Below are 21,306 nucleotides of genomic sequence, written 5' to 3'. Positions count from 1 at the left end.
TAGGCGTACACCGCAGCCATCAAAGAAGAAAAAGGTCATGATTGCAGTGTTCGGGGGGAAGCATGGATAAGAAGCACTTTTATCGTGTAGGCAACCATTCAGGCGGCTGGGACGATCTGCCGACAGATCCCGACGAACTGGATGCGCTAACCAATAATGCTCGAAAGCATATCGAGCCGTGGCTCTCGGCTGTTTTCCAAGCTGAACACCTCAATCTGCTGCTCGGCAGCGGGTTCACCACAGCGGTGGGTTACATCGCGGGTGTAGGTGCCACGGGAATGGCCAAAGTCATATTCGGAACGCCGCATGACGCCGCGATCGATGCCCATGCCCAAGCGACAGCAACGGCCATGAAACGAGGTGCGGCAAATATCGAAGACCAGTTTCGAAGTGCGTTAGCTCTGCTTGATGGTCTGGGGGTTATCGACAAGGGCGCGGAAAAGACCCTCAAGGACGGCATCGATGCTCAGATGTCCGGATTTCTTACATCGCTGTTAACGACGGAGAGCAGAATTGTTTCTGGGAAAGACCCGGCATCAAAGGATTCTGCTCAAGGAGCCCTGCAATCATTCCTACTGAGTTTTGCGAGCCGTGCTGCATCTCGCGAGCGCTTGCACGTCTTCACAACCAACTATGACCGCCTGATCGAACATGGCTGCGATTTTGCGGGCCTTCGGATCATCGACAGATTCGTTGGCGCGCTCAATCCGGTCTTTCGGGCGTCGCGCGTCGAAGTCGACGTCCACTACAATCCACCAGGCATTCGGGGAGAGCCGCGGTTCATGGAAGGCGTCATTCGCCTGACCAAACTGCACGGCTCGCTGGACTGGTTCTTCGACAAAGGCGAACGGCGGATCTATCGAAAAGGAATCCCGTTCGGGGCGCCTGCGGATCATACCGACATTCCCAAAAAACCCGTCGATACGGTCATGATCTATCCGAATCCTGCAAAGGACATCGAAACGACCCAATATCCCTATGCGGAGCTATTTCGCGATTTCGCGGCTGCGGCTTGCCGACCTAACGCGGTTGTCGTGACATATGGCTATGGCTTCGGCGACGATCACGTGAATCGAGTGCTACTCGATATGCTCACGATCCCATCGACCCATTTGGTGATCATGGCCTATGCGGCTGACGATCGTCTCAAAGCATTCGTTGAAAAGACGCGCGACGCGCAGGTCTCGTTGTTGATTGGGCCGCATTTTTCGGATCTTGCGACCTTGGTTGCAAACTACCTGCCGAAACCGGCGCTCGACTACATATCGGGCCGAATGACAGAATTGTTGAAGCATCGTCCAGGCGACCCAAAAGCCAGCGACCCGCCTGCTGCACCGCCTTCAGCCTCTGCAACCGGCCCGGTATGAGGCGATCATGACAACTCCAATCGAACGATTGTCGGGTCTTGTTGTCGGTGTCGTCGAGTCGGTCGCGCCTGACGAAGTTCGGGTGCTTCTTGAACTGGACGCTCCACACTCCACGGCCTTGAATACCGGAGTGCCGGCGGGGTTTCCGCGTCTAAATGGGTATGTGCTCATCCCAAATGAAGCTGGTGCGACGGTCGCCTACATAACCTGGATTGGGATCGAACGCTCTCCTTATCCCAAGCGTGCTGGTCTGAAAGATTTCGGCCTGATCGATCTTCCTTTTCCGCTCCGGAAAATGTCGCTCTCTCCAGTGGGAACGCTGACATCCCGACGCGACCGCGCGTCGGGAATGACCAAATACGAACTCTCCCGTGGCGTCGTCGCGTTTCCGTCAGTGGGAGACCAGGTTCTTATCCCGACGCCCCCACAGGTCGAAGCCATCGTCGGTGCGAGGGACGATGACAAGAGAGTCAGAATTGGCTCCTCTCCGATGGCATCAAATGCAGCCATCATGGTCGACCCCGACAAGCTTTTCGGTCGGCATCTGGCAGTATTGGGAAACACCGGAAGTGGAAAATCATGCACCGTAGCTGGCCTAATTCGATGGTCTATGGAGGCCGCAGAGAAGGCCATTAAGGATGCCGGTAGGACGGGGGTGCCCAACGCGCGGTTTATCGTCCTCGATCCAAATGGCGAATACGCCAGGGCCTTCGCTGATCGGGGAGACGATCTGCGGTTGTTTCGTGTTCCGCCCGTGGTAGAAGGAGAGCGGCGGCTCGACGTCCCTGCGTGGCTCTGGAGTGGGCACGAATGGACCGCAGTCGCTCATGCCCAACCCGGCGCGCAACGTCCGCTGCTGATGCAGGGACTGCGAGAGTTGAAGGCCGGCCAGACGGAAGGTGTGCCGAGAGAGGCGACGATCCGCCGCTATCTTGGTTCTTATTCGATTCGAATATCGGCGATGTTGAACGCGGGCACTCAGGCTTTCGCGGGAGCTACAAAAGCGAGATTCGAGTGTGCGCGGCTCCTTGCGACGATCGCGTCAGATTGTTCCCAGTTTGGCGGAGAGGATCTGGATACGGCGAGTGACGCACTTGCTGCAATTGCAACCACGATTACGGGAATTGTCGATAGCCGACGATCAGGAAATTACTTCAACGACTTCGCGATTTCCGATCTGGAAACGATCCGCAGCGCACTGGACACGCTGGCTCAGACTCTACCGGATATCGGCCCTGCAACGGTCATCAGCGAGGACGCGCCACAGTTCTTTGATGTCAATATTCTCGCCGAACATCTAGACCGAATGGCAACCGAGCAAGGGGGAAACCTTGCCGGGTTTATCTCGACCCTCGGACTCCGAATTCGCGGAATGCTCGCGGACCACCGACTTGGCGCCGTGATTGGGCGCGATCCGCCGACTTCCTTTGAAGCCTGGTTGAAGGACTACGTGGGCGACGATGGCGCGAGCAACGGGCAGATTGCGGTTGTCGACCTATCTCTCGTTCCATCCGAAATCGTCCACATCGTCGTTTCCGTTTTGGCTCGGCTGATCTTCGAATCGCTCCAGCGGTATCGCCGCGGCCACCCGAATGGCCAGACCTTGCCGACCGTACTCGTTCTGGAGGAAGCCCACACGTTCGTTCGGCGCGGTAAGGAAGATGATGGTCCTGCCTCATCTCCAACCCAACTGTGCCGCGAAGTGTTCGAGCGTATCGCCCGAGAGGGGCGCAAGTTTGGGCTCGGGCTGGTGCTTTCGTCGCAGCGCCCATCGGAGCTCTCTCCGACGGTGCTCGCCCAATGCAACACGTTTCTGTTGCACCGTATCGTCAATGATGCTGATCAGAATCTCGTCGCGCGCTTAGTCCCCGACAATGTGGGCGGACTGCTGCGCGAGCTACCGAGTTTGCCGTCCAGGCAAGCTGTGCTTCTTGGCTGGGCAGCGCCGATCCCTGTTCTGGTAGAGGTGGATGAATTGCCCGATGCGCAGCGGCCGCATTCGGCAGATCCGGATTTCTGGAACGTTTGGACGCTGGCTGAAGAGCGAGGCGTCGATTGGGGCGCTGTTTCGAAAGCATGGTCGGGCGCTACTCCGGTGCAAAATCCGGAGGAGGAATGATCCGTATTCTGCACACGGCTGATTGGCATATCGGTCAAACGCTGCGGGGTTTTTCTCGCGAGCATGAGCACCGCAGGGTGTTTGAGCGGTTCGAAGAGATTGTCGTGGAGCGGGACGTCGATGCGCTCGTCATCGCCGGCGACGTATTTGATAGTCAAAACCCTTCCGGAGAAGCGCAACAGCTCTTTTACAGTACGCTCGTGCGGCTAAGCCGCGCACAGCCGCGCATGGCTACGGTGATCGTTGCCGGGAACCATGATGCCGCTGGTCGGTTGGAAGCGCCGCGGCCTCTGTTGGAGGCATTCAACATCCGCGTCGTGGGCGATGTTCGGCGGCATGAAGGGCGGATCGAGGCAGCACGGCATCTCGTGCCTATCGCTGACGCAAGCGGTGCGGTAGCCGCTCATGTGCTGGCGGTCTCCTACCCAACCGCAGCGTGCCTCCCAAATTTGACGCGGCTGGATGGCGAGGCGGGCTCGCCCGTCATCGCCGGGGTACGAAGTCTCTACGCGGAATTGGTCGATACGCTACGGGGGCAACTGGATGGTTTGCCGTTCGTTTTGACGGGGCACTTGCATGTCGCGGGCGGCATCGAGTCGGAGGGCGCCGAACGCCGAATCCTGGTCGGTGGTCAGCATGCCGTGCCGCACGACGTATTCCCTTCGGAAGCGAGCTACGTGGCGCTCGGCCACCTGCACAAGGCCCAGGCCATCGGTCGCGATACCGTTCGATATTCGGGATCACTGATCCCCTTGTCGGCGACGGAGCAGCCTTACGCGCATGGCGTCACGCTTGTGAGTATCGATGGCACACAGGTCGTATCCGAGCATATCCCGATCGACCGGCCAGTTCCTTTCCTCCGCCTTCCGGAGGCGGGTGATATGCGCTTGACCGAACTAGGCGATCATCTGACGGCATTGGGCCTCCCGTCGGATTTGGCAATTCATGAACGGCCATTCGTCCAGGTCAGGCTTGTCCGCGAAGGGCTATCGCCTGGATTCAGGGAGGAGATCGACCGCATCGCCGAGAGCTTTCCGGTGCGCATCGTCGATGCCCGCGTAGCTACGATACCCGGGGCGTTACATGAAGTGATCCTTGCCGATCCTATGATCCGGCTGGCCGAGCGAGATCCGGAGGATTTGTTCAAGCTTGCGTTTGAACGCGCGTTCGGCATCGCGCCGGATGCCGCGCATCTGGATGTTTTCCACCGAGCGCGGGCGGAGGCATAACCCATGCGCATTTTGGCTATCCGCGGCGAACATTTGGCAAGTCTTGCGGCTCCGTTCGAGATTGATCTTGCGGCAGGGCCTCTTGCTGGTTCCGGCCTTTTCGCTATCACAGGCGAGACCGGCGCTGGGAAATCCACCATCCTCGATGCGTTGTGCCTCGCGCTCTATGGCGAATATCCGCGCGTCTCCGTCAACCGTCGGGAAAATACGCCCGACCCCAGCGGAGAAGCGATTTCGATTCATGATGGTCGGGCAATCCTGCGCCGAGGCGCCGGCGGCGGATATGCCGAGGTGGATTTTGTCGGGCAGGATGGCGAGCGCTACCGCGTCCGCTGGGAGGCCAATCGCGCGCGGGGTCGGGCAAATGGGCGGCTTCAGAATGAGCAGCGCGCGCTGTATCGACTTGACGACGGCGGCGCCGTGGCGACTGGCAAGACTCTGGTCCGCGAGGCCGTGGAGGCGAGAACCGATCTCACATTCGATCAGTTCCGGCGAACGGTGCTCCTCGCACAGGGCGAGTTCGACGCCTTCCTGCTCGCCGCAGAGAGCGAGCGTGCGGAATTGCTCGAGAAGATCACAGGCACCGAAATCTACGCAGCGATCTCGATCCGCGTTCATGATGGCACGGAGGCACGACGAAGAATTGTAGAGCAATTGGAGCAGCGCCGAAACGACATCGGACTGCTTGATGACGAAGCCAGGCAGGCGCTGCTGAACGAGCAAAATCAGCTTGTTTCAATCGTTGCTCAAAAAGGCGCGGAGCGCGATCAACACACCGGGCGGTTGGATCATTTCAAGCGCGTGGCCGCCGCTCACAGCGACCTCGCACTGGCTGAGGCCCAGGGGGTCGCGGCGCGCGCGACACGCGAGGCCGCCGCTGATGAGTATCGGTCTCTTGCCGAATTCGATCTGGTCGAGCCGCTTCGTCCGCTAGCGGTTGATTTGCAAAATGCACGGCGAACGGCAGCGGAGGCCAAGTCCCGTCTCGACAGTTTGCTTGTTGCTCGCGAAGAAGCGCGGACGCTGGACACGGCGTCTGCAACGCAACTGGCGGACGCGGCAACCGCCAGCGTAGCGGCAGAAGACGTCCTCAAGAAATTCGGTCCCCTTTGGAGCGAAGCCGAAAGGCTCGATACTGAGTTGGCGGCAGCTCGGACAGAGTTCAATGATGCGATGGAAAAATCGCAGCAAGCGGAAGCGACACTGCGCGACAAAGCCGATGCGCTGGCAACGATTGATCAGACTCTCGGTCAGACATCAGAATCGTACCGCACCACCGCGGAGCAATTAAACAGACAATCGGATCGCATTATTCTTGCTGATCGTCTTAGCGATGCGATGGACTTGTTGGCGAAGCGGGGAGTTTTTCAACAGGAGCACGCTGCAGCCACGGTGGCGGCCGTTGGAGCGGAAGAAACAGATACGCGATTGCAAAGTGAAATAACCGCGCTGTTGGGAAAGGTCACCGAGGATCGCGAGCGAAAGGATGGCCTAAGTCGTGAAATCGGTGATCGTAGAGTCGGTCTCGCCGGCATCGACGAGGCAACGCTCCACAAACGAGACATCGATCTGCAGCGCGCGCTCGAGGCTCTACGCGAGGCAAGTACCGTCTGCGACCAGCATACTCGGGCATCGACAGATCTAACACGACGGGAATCGGAACACACGCTGGCGGCGCAGGAAGTAAGCACGGCGAAAAGCCAAATCGTTGAAGTCGAAGCGGACCAGCTCCGCGATCGGACCGCGCGCGCAGAAATTGTTCCAATCGCAGAGCTCGCCGACGAGGCGGTATCATCTGAGGCCATTCATCTGCGCAGCCTGCTGGCCACAAATTTGGCCTGTCCGGTGTGCGGCAGCACCGACCATCCCCATCTTGCACATCCCAGCGCGCTGAACGAAATAGCTGCTAGGCTTCGCCGCCGGCGCGAAGAACTTGATACCGTGTTGACCGCGACGGGCCAGCGTTTGGACGCTGCAACGCGCGCGCTCTCCGCTGGAGAGGCGCGCCAGGCGGAGACAAATCGCGGAATCGATGTGGCGCGCGGACAAGTTCTGGCTGCCAACAGCGCTTATGGCGAACAGTGGCCGTCGTTAAACGATCTCTGCACGAAGGCTGAGATCGAGGGGAGTGTACCTCCAGGTCTCAATGACCGAGCGGGGGCGGAGCTGGCGGCGCTCATCTCTGTCGCAGTCGCGCAACGGATGGCCATTGCGTCTCCACTCGCAGACGCTCGGCGTCTTCGGACGGAGATCGACGGTCTGCAGCGGGAGCACGACGCGCGCGGAGAGGCTGTCGAGACAATCACGCGGTCCATTGATCAAAAACGTTCTGATTTCCACGCTGCGCAACTGAAGGTGACTGAGTACACGGTCCAGGCGGCGGCCCTCGCTGAGCGCCTCACCTCCATCGGCCGTGAAATCACGCCGTTTCTTGCTGCGGCAGGTCTGACCGTTGAAGCCCTCGATGTCGATCCTTCCAGTGTTAGCGTTACGCTGTCAGCGGTCGCGACTGAATATAGCGCTCTGCGCGAGCAGGTTGGTGAGCTTGAAATGACACTCCGGCGTCTGGCGCCGGAGCGTGCGGCGGCAGGCGCTTCGCTGGAGCACGCGCGGGCGCAGGTGACGGCCACCGCACTTCTTCTCGATCAACGGCGTATGGCCGAGGGAGAAAAAGCGCGCGCCAGAGCGGAACTCCTCGGTGGCGAGGTGACAGCCACCCACCGCGCACGGATCAACGAGGCTTGCCGAACCGCCCGTGAGGCGTTCGCTTGTGCGCGCGAGGCGAAATCAGCCAACGATGCAGCATTCCAGGCGGCGGCGGCTCGTTACGACGAGGCTGCCGCCGGATTGGAGACGGCCAACGGCCGTAACGCTTCAGCCGAAGAGACATTCAACGCGGCCTGCCTGGATGTTGCCCGCTCGTCGGATCAGGTCGCCGCTCTGATGGAAACCGACCCAGCGTTGAGCAGAGCGTTGCGGATCCGACTTCAGGAGATCGATCGGAGTGTGAACGATGCCGGCGCTGCGGTCGTTCTGCGCCAGAATGACTTACACCGAGCGTTGGAAGGGTTCGACGAGACCACCGATGCCGAGGCGTTGACCGCGGTTATTGCCGCGCTGGCGGCTGAAATCGGCGACTTGCAACAGCGTATAGGTGTGCTGTCCGCTGCGCTTGCGCGAGACGACGAGGCGCGCCGCGCGGCGACAAGCCTATCTACGGAAATCGACGCTGCGAGAGCCGAACTCGCAATCTGGCAGGCAGTCGACGATGCTGTAGGCTCGGCCAGCGGTGATCGTTTCCGTCGCTTTGTGCAGGGCATTACCCTCGACCACATGGTGCAACTGGCGAATGACCACCTTCATGCATTGACCCCTCGCTATCGGCTCGCGCGGGGGGGCGCGTCCGATCTTACGCTGCATATCATCGATCGCGACATGGGCGACGAGGTCCGTGGGACCCGAAGCCTATCAGGCGGTGAACGTTTCCTGGTCTCGCTTGCGCTTGCGCTGGCTTTGTCGGGTCTCGAAGGCCGATCGTCCTTTGTCGACACACTGTTCATCGATGAAGGCTTTGGATCGCTCGATGCGGAGACGCTCGACTTGGCAGTAGATGCGCTGGAGACCTTACAGGGCAGGGGTCAGAAGGTTGGCGTCATCACGCATGTGGCCGCCATGATCGAGCGGATCGCCGTGCAGGTTCGCGTAGAAAAGCGTGGCGGTGGGCGATCGGAGATTAAAGTTTCCGATGGCATGGAAGCGACATGGCCTACCATGAGCACCGCGCAATAGTGTTAGGCGAAGCTGCTTCAGAGCGTTCAGATCGGAAGAGTGGATAGATGGAGAAGTATCATATCAAGCTGACGGAGAGCGAGGCAGGGACACTCGCGAAGATCGATCTCAGGGACTCTCATCGCAATCATGATGAAGGCCACGCAGCTTATAAAGCCAACGCGCAACCGATCCTCGCCTTGCTCCAGTCTCTGAGCGACAGGTCTGCGGTTCCCCAAGAAAGGCTGAACTACTGGAATGACCCCCGATATCACCAGGGAAGGATTAAAGCGTCGCGCAAAGGCCTATTCGAGAGAAATGGCTGCAAAGGCGCTGAAATCTATACACACCCGCATTTCCTCCCCCATTTTCGCTATTTTCTTTTCGGCGCCGAACTCCCTGACGCCGTAATTACCGCGTTTGAGGAGAAAGTCGGCAATCCGCAGTGGGTATCCTCTAGTGACATCGTGCCGATCGGTAAGTTCGCCCGGGATCTCACACGTCAATACCGTCTGGAAAAGACAGATGCTCCGGAGGAGTTCTTCAAACTGTGCCTCGACATGGGGCTCAGCTTAATGACCGCCGAGAGCGTCATGCGGTCGGTTAAGCAAATTCGATAGAGCATGGACAAACTGACGCTGAAGTATGTCTGGGGGCAGGAGCGGATACCGGTCGTACTGCGTCGGACGGGAAAAGGGCAGCGCTTGCGTGTTCGTCTCCCCTTCGCGGAAACGAACCGCCAGTGGCTTCAGAATGGCAGGCGAACGTCCCCGGTCTGGATTGACGACAAGAAATACTGGGAATTGCCGAAAGCTTGGTTCAACGATTTCGTCGAGCGGGCGTTGGCCAAGTACGGCAAGGTCTACGTTATTCAGCCTTACCGCGAGCAGGAGAAATGCTCCCCCGCGTGTCAGAACGCGATCGGGCATGAGTGCCAATGTTCCTGCATGGGCCTCAATCACGGTGCCGGGAATGACGGCAGCTGGTTCGAGGTTTCCGACACTTTCGCGACGCGTTGGGGCGACCAGGAGCTCGCCTGTCGACTCATGACCGCGAGGTAGCGTGCCCGGACAAATCCGGCATGTTGGGGTGCTTGCCGAGAGATGGCGAAACTACGATTTTTGCGATCGGGTGAAAAAAGCCAATGGTCCGCGTTGATATGATCAGGAGCGGCGGACCAGATTCTTGATCCACGCCATCGCCGTCTCAATGGCCCAGGCTGTTTGATGGGACGTCAAGGCAGGCGGTGGCTGGCTCCCCGCTCCATGACCGTGCGGGTTCCGCACGTGGACGAAGAAGGCCCTCAGCATGTCGCCCTCCCAGGGTTCTAGGAAGCGTCCGTTTTGCTGGCTGACCAGATTGTCTATGTAGTTGGCGGCACCACGCTCCCGGCCAGTCGACCAGCCTTTGTCGTCGGATATGATTTTGATGGTGCTTTCAAGCGCCTTTGCTGCATGGAAGGCCGCGTCGAGACGCTGGCTGTCGGCATGTTCGATTGCGTCTTTCAATTCGCGATCTACGTTTGACCACTTCGCTTCCCGCAAGACCGCCCAGCATGGCTCTGCTGTCCGCGTTTCGGTCAGCTCGTCGCGTGCGAATTGCAGCAGGCCGTTGTGATAGTGCAGATCCATGCGGGCTTGCCGCAAGCGACTGTTCAGCTCATCCACGGCACGCGCGACGGCACGCACCGCGTCTGGCTCGGTTGGACTGAGCTCTCGGGCTCGCTCTTCTGCGGAGCGAAACAGCAACTCGACCAGGCTCAGACGCATTTTCAGGAAGATGTCTGCGGTCCCGTGACGATCCTTCCATAGATCATAGGCCTCGGTCAGGAATTCACCGCAGACGGCATCCCAGGACGGCGCGTCGTAGAGGCGCCCGCGGCCCATCTCGCGCGCAAGCGCGTCGTGCGCGCGCTTGAAGAGGTCAGCATCCAAGCGCAGAGGCTCCACAAGATCGCCGAAGATGATGTGTGCGACTTGCACGAAGAGGTTGTTGATTTCTGGGCTCGGTCGGTCGGCCCAATAGATTTGCTGCGGGTAACGGCGAAGAAATAGGTCGTGGATCATGACCACCCACCGTCAACGCAGTCGGCCTGGCAATGTACTAGGGTCTGATAGATGAACATCATGCGGCCTGTTCCTGGCGGGTCCGGATGTCGGCGATCCACTTCGCCAGCGCGTCGATCTCACTTTCGATCACCGACGGCGCAGGCAGGAGGGGATTGATTTCTCCGGGCTGACTGTGGAGCAGTGCCGAACAACGGCCGAACGCTTCCCGCATCGCGGTGCAATCGGCCTCCGTGAGAATCGTGAGCTTGATCAGGCCCGTCGTGTCGACCTTGCGCGACAAACGACGGATGACCGGCCCAATGACCTCTTCAACGGCCCGCTCCCAAGTGGTGCGAAGCTGGTCCTGGAAGGATGTCACTTCCCGCAGCCATTTCGTCTGATCGCCGCGCTCGTTGTGGATCTTCACGTTGGCGAGGTGCGCCTTCATCCCGTCGATCACCTTGTCGAGCGGCATGACGTTCGCAGGCGGATCCTGGTGGCAATAGCCGGCATTCTCGGTGCCGCGGCTGATCAAACGGAAGGCAACAAACGTTGCCTCCCGGTCCTTGGTCGCCCGGCACGCTTCATCGAGGAGAAGCAGAAACGCCATGTCGTGGGTGAACACGATCACCTGGCGCGACTGGCCGGCCTCGGCCAGTCGGGCTGCGACCCTGTCGCGATGCAAATGGTCGAGCGAGGAAACCGGATCGTCGAACACGATCGCTGACTGCGCGTCGATGGTCGACAGTTCGGCGAGGAAAGCGGCGAGCGCGACGCAGCGATGCTCGCCTTCGCTCAGCACCTTGCCGACAGGCTCGCTCGGCTTGTTGATTAGCCGCACCTGGAAGAAGGGTACGCCGGCGGTGGTCTTGGCCTGCTGAAGCTCGATCGCCAAACCAGCGACGCCGAGCTTGTCCACCTCGATCGCGAAGCGGCCGCGAAGGCGGTTGGTGACGAGAGCCTGGGCGATGCGAGCGCTCTGGGTCGTGATCTTGTTCGTGGCCGTGTCCTTGCTCGCTTTCTCAAGCGCTTCGATGGCCTTGAGACGCTCGATCTGGGCGAGTACGTCGGCCTTCACGAGGCCGAGCCATTTGCGATCGGCCAGGCCGTCGCGCTCGGCAATAAGCGCGGCGCGTTGCGGAGAGTCAGCCTCCGATTGCAAGCCTTCGACGCGAGTGGCGATGCCGCTCAACACGGTACGCAGCCCATCGAAGGACACCGTAGCAGCAGGCGGGAGATCCGGCAGGATCTCTTGGCCGTGGGTTCGCAGGATCGCACGCAGCCGCCAGGCCAGGTGCAGGGTCTCGCGACGAAGGGCGTTCGCCAATTCCTCCTGGCCGATATCGTCGCGTATCAGCGCGACGAATGCCGGGAGATTCTTCATCTGGAACGCTTGCGACGACAGTTGCTCCAGCATCTCATCATACGCGTCCGCGGCTTCCTGTCCGCGGCGCTTGCTCTCGTCCTGTACGAAGGCTTCGAAGCTGCTGAGCCGCTTGGCGGCTTCCTCACTGAGCGGCTGCTGACAGAGCACGCAATGGGAAGTGGATCCCGTGACCGGAAATGGTTGTTCGGGATAAGCGGACTCGCGGGAATATACGCGGGCGGCCTCCCACAGTGCCTTCCAGACATCCGAGCCGATTTCGGGCAAGGGCTCGTCGGCGAAGAGATCGGCGGAGGCGGCGGCTGCGGCAGCACGCGCGGTTACGACGCGCGTATGCGCCTTGTCCAGTGCGGTCCGGTTTTCCTCGGTGGCGGCCGTGATCAGCCGCTCAAGCTGTTCGATTATCGTCTTAATGCGGGCTTCCTGCGCCTGGAGTTGGCGAACGGTTCGAGCGGGGTCGCTGGCGAGATCGGAGGTGAGGGTCTGGAGTCGAGCCTCTTGCTGCGCATTCAGCCCCGCCAGCGTCTCAACGGTCTCCGGCTTGGTCTTGCCGGATAGCGAGGAGATCAGTTTGCCGACCGCCGTATCCGGCTTGCATTCTGGCTTCGCCAGGACGACGGGCGTCTGCCGCTCGAGCGCCTGGGCGTCAGCGGTCAACTTCGCCTTCACCTCCTGGCAAGCCTGCGCGAGACCGGCGAGAATGCGCAACGGAAGGGGGGTGTAAGCGAGATCGTTGGTGTTCTCGACATGGACATTAGCCGTGCGCGAGTCGAAGACGCTGACGGCCGACAGCATCGGGTCGGTTGCGCCGCCTTGGGTCCAGGACGTGTTTCGCTTCTGTCCGCCGATGAAGAAGTCGACACTTGCGGTCGGCGTGCCGCCTGTGGCCGCGTAGATGTTGGGCAGGATCGCGTCGCCCTTCGGTGAGCGGGCGCGGCAGAGTTGCTTCAGAACGCGGGCGTAGCCGGATTTGCCGGCACCGTTGTCGCCGTAGATGACGGTGAGGCCGGTCTTGCCGAAGGACAGGCGCTCGCCTGGCGCGAGGGCGTTGACGTTCGATAGGCCGTGGAGAGCGCCGAGGCTTACGACCGCGTGGCTTGCGGCCGGGTCGCGGATGTGGCTGGCGTCGAGCGGGGCGGCCTGGTCGGTGGCTTTGCAGATAGCGACGAGGGCCGTGATGTCGGCAGGTTCCAACTTGGTCTGACCGCAAAGCCGGCGCAATGCGTCGCGTTGCCAGGCCGGCAGGTCGGCCGACCATTTAAGGATATCGGCCAGCGCCGCCGTCTCGTTCGAAAGGTCGCTATCCTGTGCTCCCATATTCTTGTGCCTCCCCAGATATTGCCGCGCCTGTTGCGGCGGGCCGTTTCCCCTTGATGCTTATTTCCTGCGGCCTCCCTTTCAGGTGCCGCCAATGATGCGTCGCTCCTCACCGAGCGGGATGATCCAGCCGCCGGCGCGATCGGGCCGGGCAAACTCGTCGGGACTTGCCGTATCGGCGAGACGGCTGCGCACCGCTTGAGCCTCGGCGTCGATGGCCGCGCGAATGCGATCACGCTCGACTCCTACAAAGACGGGGCGGAGATTGAGTCGGGAGAGCGTCTCCTGATCGGCGGGGTTGACGGCTGCGTCGGTGATCGGGCCAGCGCGGGTAACGATCCCACCCACCAGCCCGCCCATGGCGCTGGCCTTCTCCATGTCTCTTACCGGGGCTGTATCGACAAGCGCTCTGGCGCGGGCGATCCAGTCGGGCAGGTCGCCTCGGGAAAGGCGTTGGATCTTGACCTGCCTTCGGCGATCCAGATCGATTGTCCGGCTGCCGAGGTGGGCGAAGATCGAAAGATTGAAGTAGCGCTCGAGATTGGCGCGAGCGACGAAGCGCCCGAACAGGCCGGAGAGAGCGACTTTGACTTCGCGCGCCTGTCCGAGGGGCTCCCTGAAGATGAAGGGTGTGCCCGTGCCGGTTGGCGTCAGCAGCGCATCCAGAATGGACCACGCGCCATATGCGGCGCCCGGCGTCTGAAGCACCTCCCGAATACCGGCGTCCTCGATGTCCGAGACGTCCAGGTCAACTGTTGGGCCGGCGACGGGGCTCGCGGTTGCCGGCTCGAAACTGTGAAGGAAGCTTCTCGTCATAGCGCCAACGCCCGCTTGAGATCGTCGTGCTCGAAGGCGCTGGCCATGCGGTTAATCTCCGCTGATCGGGCGCCGACCACCTTGGCAGTGTCGCGCCAGGTCGCCGTGACCGTCGCGACCTCTCTGATGATCGTGCGTGCCTGCGGCAGTGCGAGCCCGAAAAACTCCGAAGCCGCTTCCAGCAGATCGATCGAGCAGGTGCCCTCGTCGAGGTCGATGTTCGTCGTGAGCACCCGCGCTTTGAGATCGGTCGGCACGGGGTTGAGGTCATAGGCGGGGGAAAGCAACCACCCTGTCTTGCCGAGCCACAGGAAGCCGTGGTTGCGGAGGTGGTCGTCAACATTCGAGATCAGGACGTTGAAGACGACACGCCGATAGAGAGCATGCGCGTCGGTCTTGCCTTGCGCGCCGTGCTGCACGAGCGCGTCGACGATTTCCGGGTAGCTGCCGCGTTCGCCATCCTTCGATCCTGTCATCGCCATAGCGGAGAGAAATGGGATCCGAATGGCTCCGGCTCTGTCGAAGCGCCGCGAGAGCAACACCGCCTTCCCGGCGACCTGCAGCAGCTCATGATAGGGGGTCGCGATGCCGGCACGCGCGGCCAGCCGCAGGGCGATCTCCTCCCAGGTTTCCATACTATAGTCGTCGGTCTCCTTCGGAAACTTGGCGATGGAGAGGTGCCCATGCTGATCGATGACCGATGCCTTGGGCCGTGCGCCGCCGAGGGACGATCCCGGCGCAAAGATCAGTTGGAGATCCTCGTCCGTTTCTTCGTCCCGGAGAATCCGCTCGGTGATCTGGAGCAGGCGGCCGAGTTCGATCAGGGCGGGAACACCAGCGCGGATCGGCGCCTGGAATGCCTCTTCGCCCACCCAGCGGAATCGGAGCGCGCCAAGACGTGTCTCGTCTGCGACGCCGAGCAGATAATCGCTCTCCGCCAGAGTGCGGACGGCGCGGCCTTCGCGTTCGGCGAGACGTCGTTCGGCTCGTTGCATCAGGCGGCGGCCCCACGTGTCGGGCGCGGAGTCACCGATGGAGCCGAAGGTGGCCTGCCCCGTAGGAGGGGCGAAGGCACCTCGGGTCAGGGTAAGAGCGGGCTCAAGAGAGAAGCGTTCGGGGTCGTCGAGCCATCCGGCGGCATATTCGAAGAGCACGGTTTCCGTGCCTCGGACCCGATTGCTTCTCGCCAGCCCGACCGGCCGTGTGCGGCCATCCAGCTCGATATGGATCTCGAAGTCAGCCATCGTTGGACGATCCGGCTGTTCGTTTGAGGTGGACGTGCTTGGGCAGATCGGCGCTTGCCAGCGCCTGTCCGACGCTGTCGTTGCTGATGTCGGCGACCTGGCTCAGGCCCTCGAGCAAGCCGAGCGCCTGAAGGACAGCGGCGTAGATGCCGATGCTGACATTGGTGTCGCCGGCTTCGATCTTTTGCAGGGTCGAGCGGGACGTAAAGGCGCGCTCCGCCACCACCGCCATCGGCAGCCGCCGCCGACGCCGGGCGTCGTGGATGTCCGCGCCGAGCTTGCGTAGGGTGCGGCGCACGGCGGCAGGAGGGTGGTGTGGAGTGGGCATTTGATATCTTCGCGCTACGGATCGACGAAATATGTAGCACGAAGCTTACAAGAACTCCAGCCCTCGGGGCGGCGGTGTCGAGAGGCCGACCTCCAGAGGGAGGGGGCCTATATGGTGGCCGTGACGGTATAGCTCTTGGCGCACCGATTGCCGCCCGCGTATTGCCGCGAGGCTACGGGGAACGTGCGATGAACCGCGGTTTCCATCGGGTTGGAAACTCTCCGAGAATGTCGTCGGAGCGCGCGAGTTCGAAGCCGGCGGGATCGAGCCACCGAATGTTGGTGCAAGGCATGCCCCCGACCCAATGGCACCCACTTCGTAAGCGTGGTATGGATCGGTGAGGGTACTTTTCGAGACGGAGTCGGGCGCGCCGCCGGACGCCGCAGGGTGCAAAAATCGTCCGACTGGTCCCGATAGTTGGCGAAACCTCAAAATAAATTCTACGGCGATTTTCCCTTTAAAATCAAAAGCGTAACTTTTTGACGGCCTCATTGCCGGAGTTCGCGCGTCGTCAGATTAAATTTACGAGTGATTTCAATTGGTTATAGGCTGTTTAAACAATCGAGTGGGGTTCGTACCAGCGGCGGGCCTGCGCGATCTCCGCCGGCCATCCGTCCTCGCCGGCGCCAAGCCGCAGCAGGGTCTCCGTGAAACTCATCCAGTCGGCGCCGGCGCGCGGCGGCGCCGGCATGGCGGAAAGCGCGGAAAATGGATCCGGCCGATCCGCCATCAAGTCGAGCGCACGCTGCGCCGAAGTCGGCCCGACGCCCGGCAGCAGCTGCATGAGGCGAAAGCCGGCGACCCGGTCGCGCGGGTTTTGCGCGAAGCGCAGCATCGCCAGCATGTCCTTGACATGGGCGCTGTCGAGGAATTTAAGCCCGCCGAATTTGACGAAAGGAATGTTGCGGCGGGTCAGTTCGACCTCGAGCGGGCCGCTGTGATGGGAGGCGCGGAACAGGACAGCCTGCTGCTTCAGCGCCGCGCCGCCCTCGCGGTTCTCCAGAATTCTTTCGACCACGTAGCGCGCCTGGTCGGCCTCGTCGCGGACGCTGACGAGGCGGGGGCGATCGCCCGACTGACGCTCGGTCCAGAGGTTCTTGGTGAAGCGTTCGGAAGCAAGATCGATGACGCCATTGGCGGCGGCGAGGATCGGCTGGGTCGAGCGATAATTGCGATCGAGCGTGATGATTTCGGCCGGCGGGCTGAACGTAGTCGGAAAATCGAGAATGTTGCGCACGGACGCCGCGCGGAAAGAATAGATCGATTGCGCGTCGTCGCCGACGACCGTGAGGCCCTCGCCGCCGGGTTTCAGCGCCTTCAGGATCGAGGACTGCAGGCGGTTGGTGTCCTGATATTCATCGACCAGCACATGATCGAACCGGCCGCCGATATCGCCGGCGAGCAGCGGATCGCTGACGGTCTGCGCCCAGTAGAGCAGGAGATCGTCGTAGTCGAGAACGTTCTGCGTCTGCTTGGCCTCGACATAGGCCGCGAACAGCTCGCGCAATTGCACGCTCCATCCGGCGCACCACGGATAGAAATCGCGCAGCACGTCGTCGAGCGGCAATTCCGCGTTGACGGCGCGGGAGTAGATCGCGAGACAGGTCCCTTTGGTCGGAAACCGGCTCTCCATCTTTGAGAAGCCAAGTTCGTGCCGGACGAGGTTCAATAGGTCGGCGCTGTCTTCGCGATCGTGGATCGTGAAACCCGGGTCGAGCCCGATCTGTTCGGCGTAATCGCGCAGCAGCCTTGCGCCGATCCCATGAAACGTCCCCGCCCAGGCGAGCGCGTCAGTGACGGCGCCGGCCCCGCCGCCCAGCGCCGCGCCGCAGATGCGCTCGACGCGCCGGCTCATTTCGGCCGCCGCCCGGCGCGAAAAGGTCATCAAGAGGATGCGCCGCGGATCGGCGCCGTTGACGATCAGATGGGCGACGCGATGCGCCAGCGTGTTCGTCTTGCCGGAACCGGCCCCCGCGATGATCAGCAGCGGACCGCCGATGGCGCCATCGGCGCGGCCAATCCCATGCTCGACGGCGCGGCGCTGTTCGCTATTCAATTTCTCCAGATGCGCCGCGCTCACCAATGCCCCGCTATCTTGCTGTTATTTTGACGCGATCAGGCGGCGATCCTTGATTTTCGCCATTCGATCTTCCGGGTCCGCGGCAATGAAGATTGATGCGGCCGATTGACTCGCATGGCTCGTTAAGAACGTATAGGGAACATATCACCGCGAAAACCCATTGGGAAGACCGCCGGAGGCCTTTTGTCCTGTGAATGAAACCGCCGCCAATCCAGTCGTCGCCGAGCTTCGCGAGCGCATTCAGCGCCTCGAAGGCGGACCGGCGCGCCGTCGCGCGGTGCTGCCCTTCGGGATCAAGGAGATCGACGGGCGTCTGCCGGGCGGCGGGCTGGCGCTCGGCGCGCTGCATGAGGTCGCGGGCGGCGGCAATGGCGCGATCGACGGCGCCGCGGCGGCGCTGTTCTCAGCCGGGATCGTGGCCCGGATACGCGGAAAAATCCTGTGGTGCGTCACGCGCCAGGATTTGTTCGCCCCGGCGCTCGCGCAAGCGGGGCTGGCGCCGGGTCGCGTGATCTATGTCGAGGCCGGCGACGAGAAGTCGGTTCTCGCTTGCTTCGAGGAGGGCCTGCGTCACGGCGGGCTTGGCGGCGTCGTCGCCGATGTCGCGCGCCTCTCGATGACCGCCTCGCGCCGGCTGGAGCTCGCGGCCGAGGCCTCCGGCGCCATCGGCATCGCCATCCGGCGCTGGCGGCGACACGCCGAGGCCGCCGATTTCGGGCAACCGACAGCCTCCGTCACGCGCTGGCGCGTCAGCGGGCTTCCTTCAACCGCTTTGCCGGTCCCGGGCGTCGGACGCGCAAGGTGGCGGCTCGAATTGATCCGCTGTCGCGCCGGCGAGAGCGCCGATTTTGAAGTGGAGGCCTGCGATGGCAAGGGTCGTCTCCATATTCCTGCCGACCTGGCCCACGGATCGGATCAGAAGACTATTGGGCGCCGCCGCGCCGCCGGCTGAGCCGCCGCTCGTGCTCATCGGCAGGGAAGGGCGACGGCGCGTGGTTCTGGCCGCGGACAGAGCCGCTGGAGCCGCGGGCCTCTATATCGGCATGCCCGTGACCAAGGCGCAGGCGCTGGCGCGAGGCCTCATCGTCAAGGACGCCGATCCCGCCGCCGACGCCGAAGCGCTCGAGCGCCTCGCCCTTTGGGCGCTCAAACGCTATGCGCCGATCGCCGCCGCCGACCCGCCGGACGGCATCGTCATCGACGTTTTCGGCGCGGCGCATCTCTTTGGCGGCGAAGACGCCATGGCGAGGGATATGGTCGCGCGGATCGAAGCTTCTGGCGTCGCCGCCCGCGCCGCGCTCGCCGACAGCTGGGGCGCCGCTCATGCGCTGGCGCGTTTTTCCGCGCGTCCAATCCTCGTCGTCGCGCCGGGCGAGAGCGCCAGGGCGATCCTCGATCTGCCGATCGCCGCCCTCCGCCTGCCGAAGCATATCGTGGACGGCCTTCGCGTCCTCGGTTTTGAGGCAATTGGGGAATTGGCGGCAAAACCCCGGGCCCCGCTCGCCCTGCGCTTTGGTCCCGAACTCGGCCGCCGCCTTGATCAGGCCTTGGGACGGCTCAGCGAGCCGATCGATCCAGCGCGGCCGCCGGAGCTTATCGAGGAACATTCGTGCCACTGGTCTTCCAGCCTGGCGAAGCGTTTCAGTTCGATTGGAGCGAGGACTGGGCCATTGTCGCCGGCGAGCGAACCAAGCTGCAGGTTGCCCATACCAAACTGTCGCACAGCCGGGCGTTTATCGTACGGGCCTATTTGCTTCAGACCCACGAGATGCTGTTCGACGCGCTGGCCCAGGCATTCCGGGTGCTGGGCGGCGTTCCCCAGCGCGGGATATTCGATAATATGAAGACCGCGGTCGATCGCATCGGGTCGGGCAAGGCCCGGCAGGTCAATGCCCGGTTCGCCGCCATGGCCAGCCATTATCTGTTCGAGACGGATTTTTGCAATCCGGCCTCTGGCTGGGAGAAGGGGCAAGTCGAGAAGAACGTGCAGGATGCAAGGCGCCGGCTATGGCAGCCGATGCCCAGCTTCCCCGATCTGGAGGCGCTGAACGCCTGGCTCGAGGAACGCTGCATCGAGCAATGGGGACAGATCCAGCACGGCATCCTGCCCGGCGCGATCGCCGATGTGCATGCCGAGGAAGTCGGGCGCATGATGCCGCTGGGGCGCCCCTTCGATGGCTTCGTGGAACATACCAAGCGCGTATCGCCGACATGCCTCGTGAACTTCGAACGCAATCGCTACAGTGTGCCGGCCTCCTTCGCCAATCGGCCCGTCAGTTTGCGCATCTACCCGGAACGGATCGTGGTGGCCGCTGAAGGGCAAATCCTGTGCGAACACCCGCGGATCATCGATCGATCCCATCATCAGCCGGGGCGGACGGCCTATGACTGGCGTCACTATCTGGCGGTGATCCAGCGCAAGCCCGGCGCCCTGCGTAATGGCGCCCCCTTTACCGAACTGCTGGAAGCCTTCAGGCAGTTGCAGAGCCAGCTCCTCAAGCGTCCCGGCGGGGACAGGGAAATGGCCGAGATCCTGGCCCTGGTTCTATGCCATGATGAGCAGGCCGTGCTCTGCGCGGTCGAACTGGCGATCGAGGCTGGCGTCGCCACCAAGACCCATGTTCTCAATCTGTTGCACCGGCTGACCGACGGCAAGTCGCCTCCGGCATCCCCGATCGACGCGCCCCAGGCTCTGGGCCTGAAGCGGGAGCCGCTTGCCAATGTCGAGCGCTATGACGCCCTTCGTGACAGGAGGCTACGCCATGCGTCATGATCCCGCCAGCGCCGCCGTCGTGGTCATGCTGCGCGGCCTCAAGATGTATGGCATGGCGCAGGCCGTGAGCGACCTGATCGAGCAAGGAGCCCCGGCCTTCGAGGCCGCCGTGCCGATGCTCGCCCAGTTGCTCAAGGCGGAAATGGCCGAGCGCGAGGTCAGGTCCATTGCCTATCAGATCAAGTCGGCCCGGTTCCCGGCCTACAAGGACCTGGCCGGCTTCGACTTCACCGCCAGCGAGGTGAACGAAGCTCTGGTCCGGCAACTGCATCGCGGCGAGTTTATGGACGGCGGCGACAATGTCGTGCTGATCGGCGGGCCCGGAACAGGCAAATCTCACATAGCCACCGCCCTTGGCGTCCAGGCCGCCGAACATCACCGCAAAAAGGTCCGCTTCTTCGCCACGGTCGACCTCGTCAATGCGCTCGAGCAGGAAAAGGCCATGAACAAGGCAGGCCAGTTGGCCGAACGCCTGCTGCGTCTCGACCTCATCATCCTCGACGAGCTCGGCTATCTGCCGTTCAGCCCGTCAGGCGGCGCCCTCCTGTTCCACCTGCTCAGCAAACTTTACGAGCGCACCAGCGTCGTCATCACCACCAATCTCAGCTTCAGCGAGTGGGCCGGGGTGTTCGGCGACGCCAAGATGACCACCGCACTGCTCGACCGGCTAACCCACCATTGCCACATCCTTGAGACAGGCAACGACAGCTTCCGGTTCAAGGCAAGCGCCGCAGCTCCCAAAACACGAAAGGAAAAATCCGCTGCTTGACCCACCGCCCGCAACGCGGGACACATCATCCACCCGGGTCAATTCTCGGCTCTGACGCATTTTT

13 protein-coding genes and 3 pseudogenes are annotated in these 21,306 nt (G+C 62.1%); 10 read left to right on the top strand and 6 right to left on the bottom strand.

Features of this window, described 5'->3' with window-relative positions; translation table 11 throughout:
* Positions 1-62: 62 nt before the first annotated feature.
* From SIN04_RS00890 to SIN04_RS00865, 6 genes are read left to right on the top strand one after another with little or no spacing between them, the layout of a single operon-like run.
* Positions 63-1,367: an SIR2 family protein gene (locus SIN04_RS00890; protein WP_134493228.1), complete on the top strand. Its 1,305-nt coding sequence runs from the start codon at positions 63-65 to the stop codon at positions 1,365-1,367.
* A gap of 7 nt (positions 1,368-1,374) precedes the next feature.
* Positions 1,375-3,486: an ATP-binding protein gene (locus SIN04_RS00885; RefSeq protein WP_322843387.1), complete on the top strand. Its 2,112-nt coding sequence runs from the start codon at positions 1,375-1,377 to the stop codon at positions 3,484-3,486.
* Positions 3,483-4,715: an exonuclease SbcCD subunit D gene (locus SIN04_RS00880; protein ID WP_134493503.1), complete on the top strand. Its 1,233-nt coding sequence runs from the start codon at positions 3,483-3,485 to the stop codon at positions 4,713-4,715. The genes SIN04_RS00885 and SIN04_RS00880 overlap by 4 nt, the downstream gene beginning before the upstream one ends.
* A gap of 3 nt (positions 4,716-4,718) precedes the next feature.
* On the top strand, positions 4,719-8,504 hold the full coding sequence (locus SIN04_RS00875) for an AAA family ATPase (RefSeq protein WP_322843386.1): 3,786 nt from the start codon (positions 4,719-4,721) through the stop codon (positions 8,502-8,504).
* Between the two features lie 47 nt (positions 8,505-8,551).
* On the top strand, positions 8,552-9,103 hold the full coding sequence (locus SIN04_RS00870) for a hypothetical protein (protein WP_134493501.1): 552 nt from the start codon (positions 8,552-8,554) through the stop codon (positions 9,101-9,103).
* A gap of 3 nt (positions 9,104-9,106) precedes the next feature.
* The gene (locus tag SIN04_RS00865; RefSeq protein WP_322843385.1) at positions 9,107-9,544 is read left to right on the top strand and encodes a hypothetical protein; all 438 of its coding nucleotides are present in this window, start codon (positions 9,107-9,109) and stop codon (positions 9,542-9,544) included.
* Positions 9,545-9,646: 102 nt separating this feature from the next.
* Here the strand turns inward: SIN04_RS00865 and SIN04_RS00860 are convergent, their stop codons facing one another.
* The 6 genes and pseudogenes from SIN04_RS00860 to SIN04_RS00835 all read right to left on the bottom strand — a co-directional run.
* A complete protein-coding gene (locus tag SIN04_RS00860) occupies positions 9,647-10,549 on the bottom strand; it encodes a hypothetical protein (RefSeq protein ID WP_134493499.1) in 903 nt (300 codons plus the stop codon).
* 58 nt (positions 10,550-10,607) lie between these two features.
* Complete coding sequence (locus SIN04_RS00855; RefSeq protein ID WP_134493498.1) at positions 10,608-13,232, bottom strand: AAA family ATPase; 2,625 nt, start codon at positions 13,230-13,232, stop codon at positions 10,608-10,610.
* Between the two features lie 81 nt (positions 13,233-13,313).
* Complete coding sequence (locus SIN04_RS00850) at positions 13,314-14,048, bottom strand: hypothetical protein (protein WP_197732052.1); 735 nt, start codon at positions 14,046-14,048, stop codon at positions 13,314-13,316.
* Positions 14,045-15,292 (bottom strand): type II toxin-antitoxin system HipA family toxin, encoded by a 1,248-nt coding sequence (locus tag SIN04_RS00845; RefSeq protein WP_134493497.1) that lies wholly within the window; start codon positions 15,290-15,292, stop codon positions 14,045-14,047. The genes SIN04_RS00850 and SIN04_RS00845 overlap by 4 nt, the downstream gene beginning before the upstream one ends.
* On the bottom strand, positions 15,285-15,620 hold the full coding sequence (locus SIN04_RS00840; protein ID WP_134493496.1) for a helix-turn-helix domain-containing protein: 336 nt from the start codon (positions 15,618-15,620) through the stop codon (positions 15,285-15,287). The genes SIN04_RS00845 and SIN04_RS00840 overlap by 8 nt, the downstream gene beginning before the upstream one ends.
* 565 nt (positions 15,621-16,185) lie before the next feature.
* Positions 16,186-17,703 (bottom strand): annotated as a pseudogene (locus SIN04_RS00835) (ATP-dependent helicase); the annotation flags it as partial.
* 187 nt (positions 17,704-17,890) lie between these two features.
* Here SIN04_RS00835 and SIN04_RS00830 point away from each other — a divergent pair.
* The 4 genes and pseudogenes from SIN04_RS00830 to istB all read left to right on the top strand — a co-directional run bounded on the left by SIN04_RS00830 (position 17,891) and on the right by istB (position 21,242).
* Positions 17,891-18,652, top strand: coding sequence for an ImuA family protein (locus SIN04_RS00830; RefSeq protein ID WP_322843384.1), 762 nt, complete (start codon positions 17,891-17,893; stop codon positions 18,650-18,652).
* A pseudogene (locus tag SIN04_RS00825) lies at positions 18,567-19,301 on the top strand (Y-family DNA polymerase); the annotation flags it as partial. The gene SIN04_RS00830 and the pseudogene SIN04_RS00825, both read left to right, overlap by 86 nt.
* Positions 19,298-20,473: pseudogene (gene istA / locus SIN04_RS00820) on the top strand (IS21 family transposase); the annotation flags it as partial. The pseudogenes SIN04_RS00825 and istA, both read left to right, overlap by 4 nt.
* Positions 20,463-21,242, top strand: coding sequence for an IS21-like element helper ATPase IstB (gene istB, locus SIN04_RS00815; protein ID WP_134493493.1), 780 nt, complete (start codon positions 20,463-20,465; stop codon positions 21,240-21,242). The pseudogene istA and the gene istB, both read left to right, overlap by 11 nt.
* Positions 21,243-21,306 lie beyond the last annotated feature (64 nt).

Origin of the sequence: Methylocella tundrae (assembly GCF_038024855.1) — a bacterium.
GTDB classification, from domain to species: Bacteria; Pseudomonadota; Alphaproteobacteria; order Rhizobiales; family Beijerinckiaceae; genus Methylocapsa; species Methylocapsa tundrae.
This window is presented reverse-complemented; position numbering and strand designations above follow the sequence as displayed.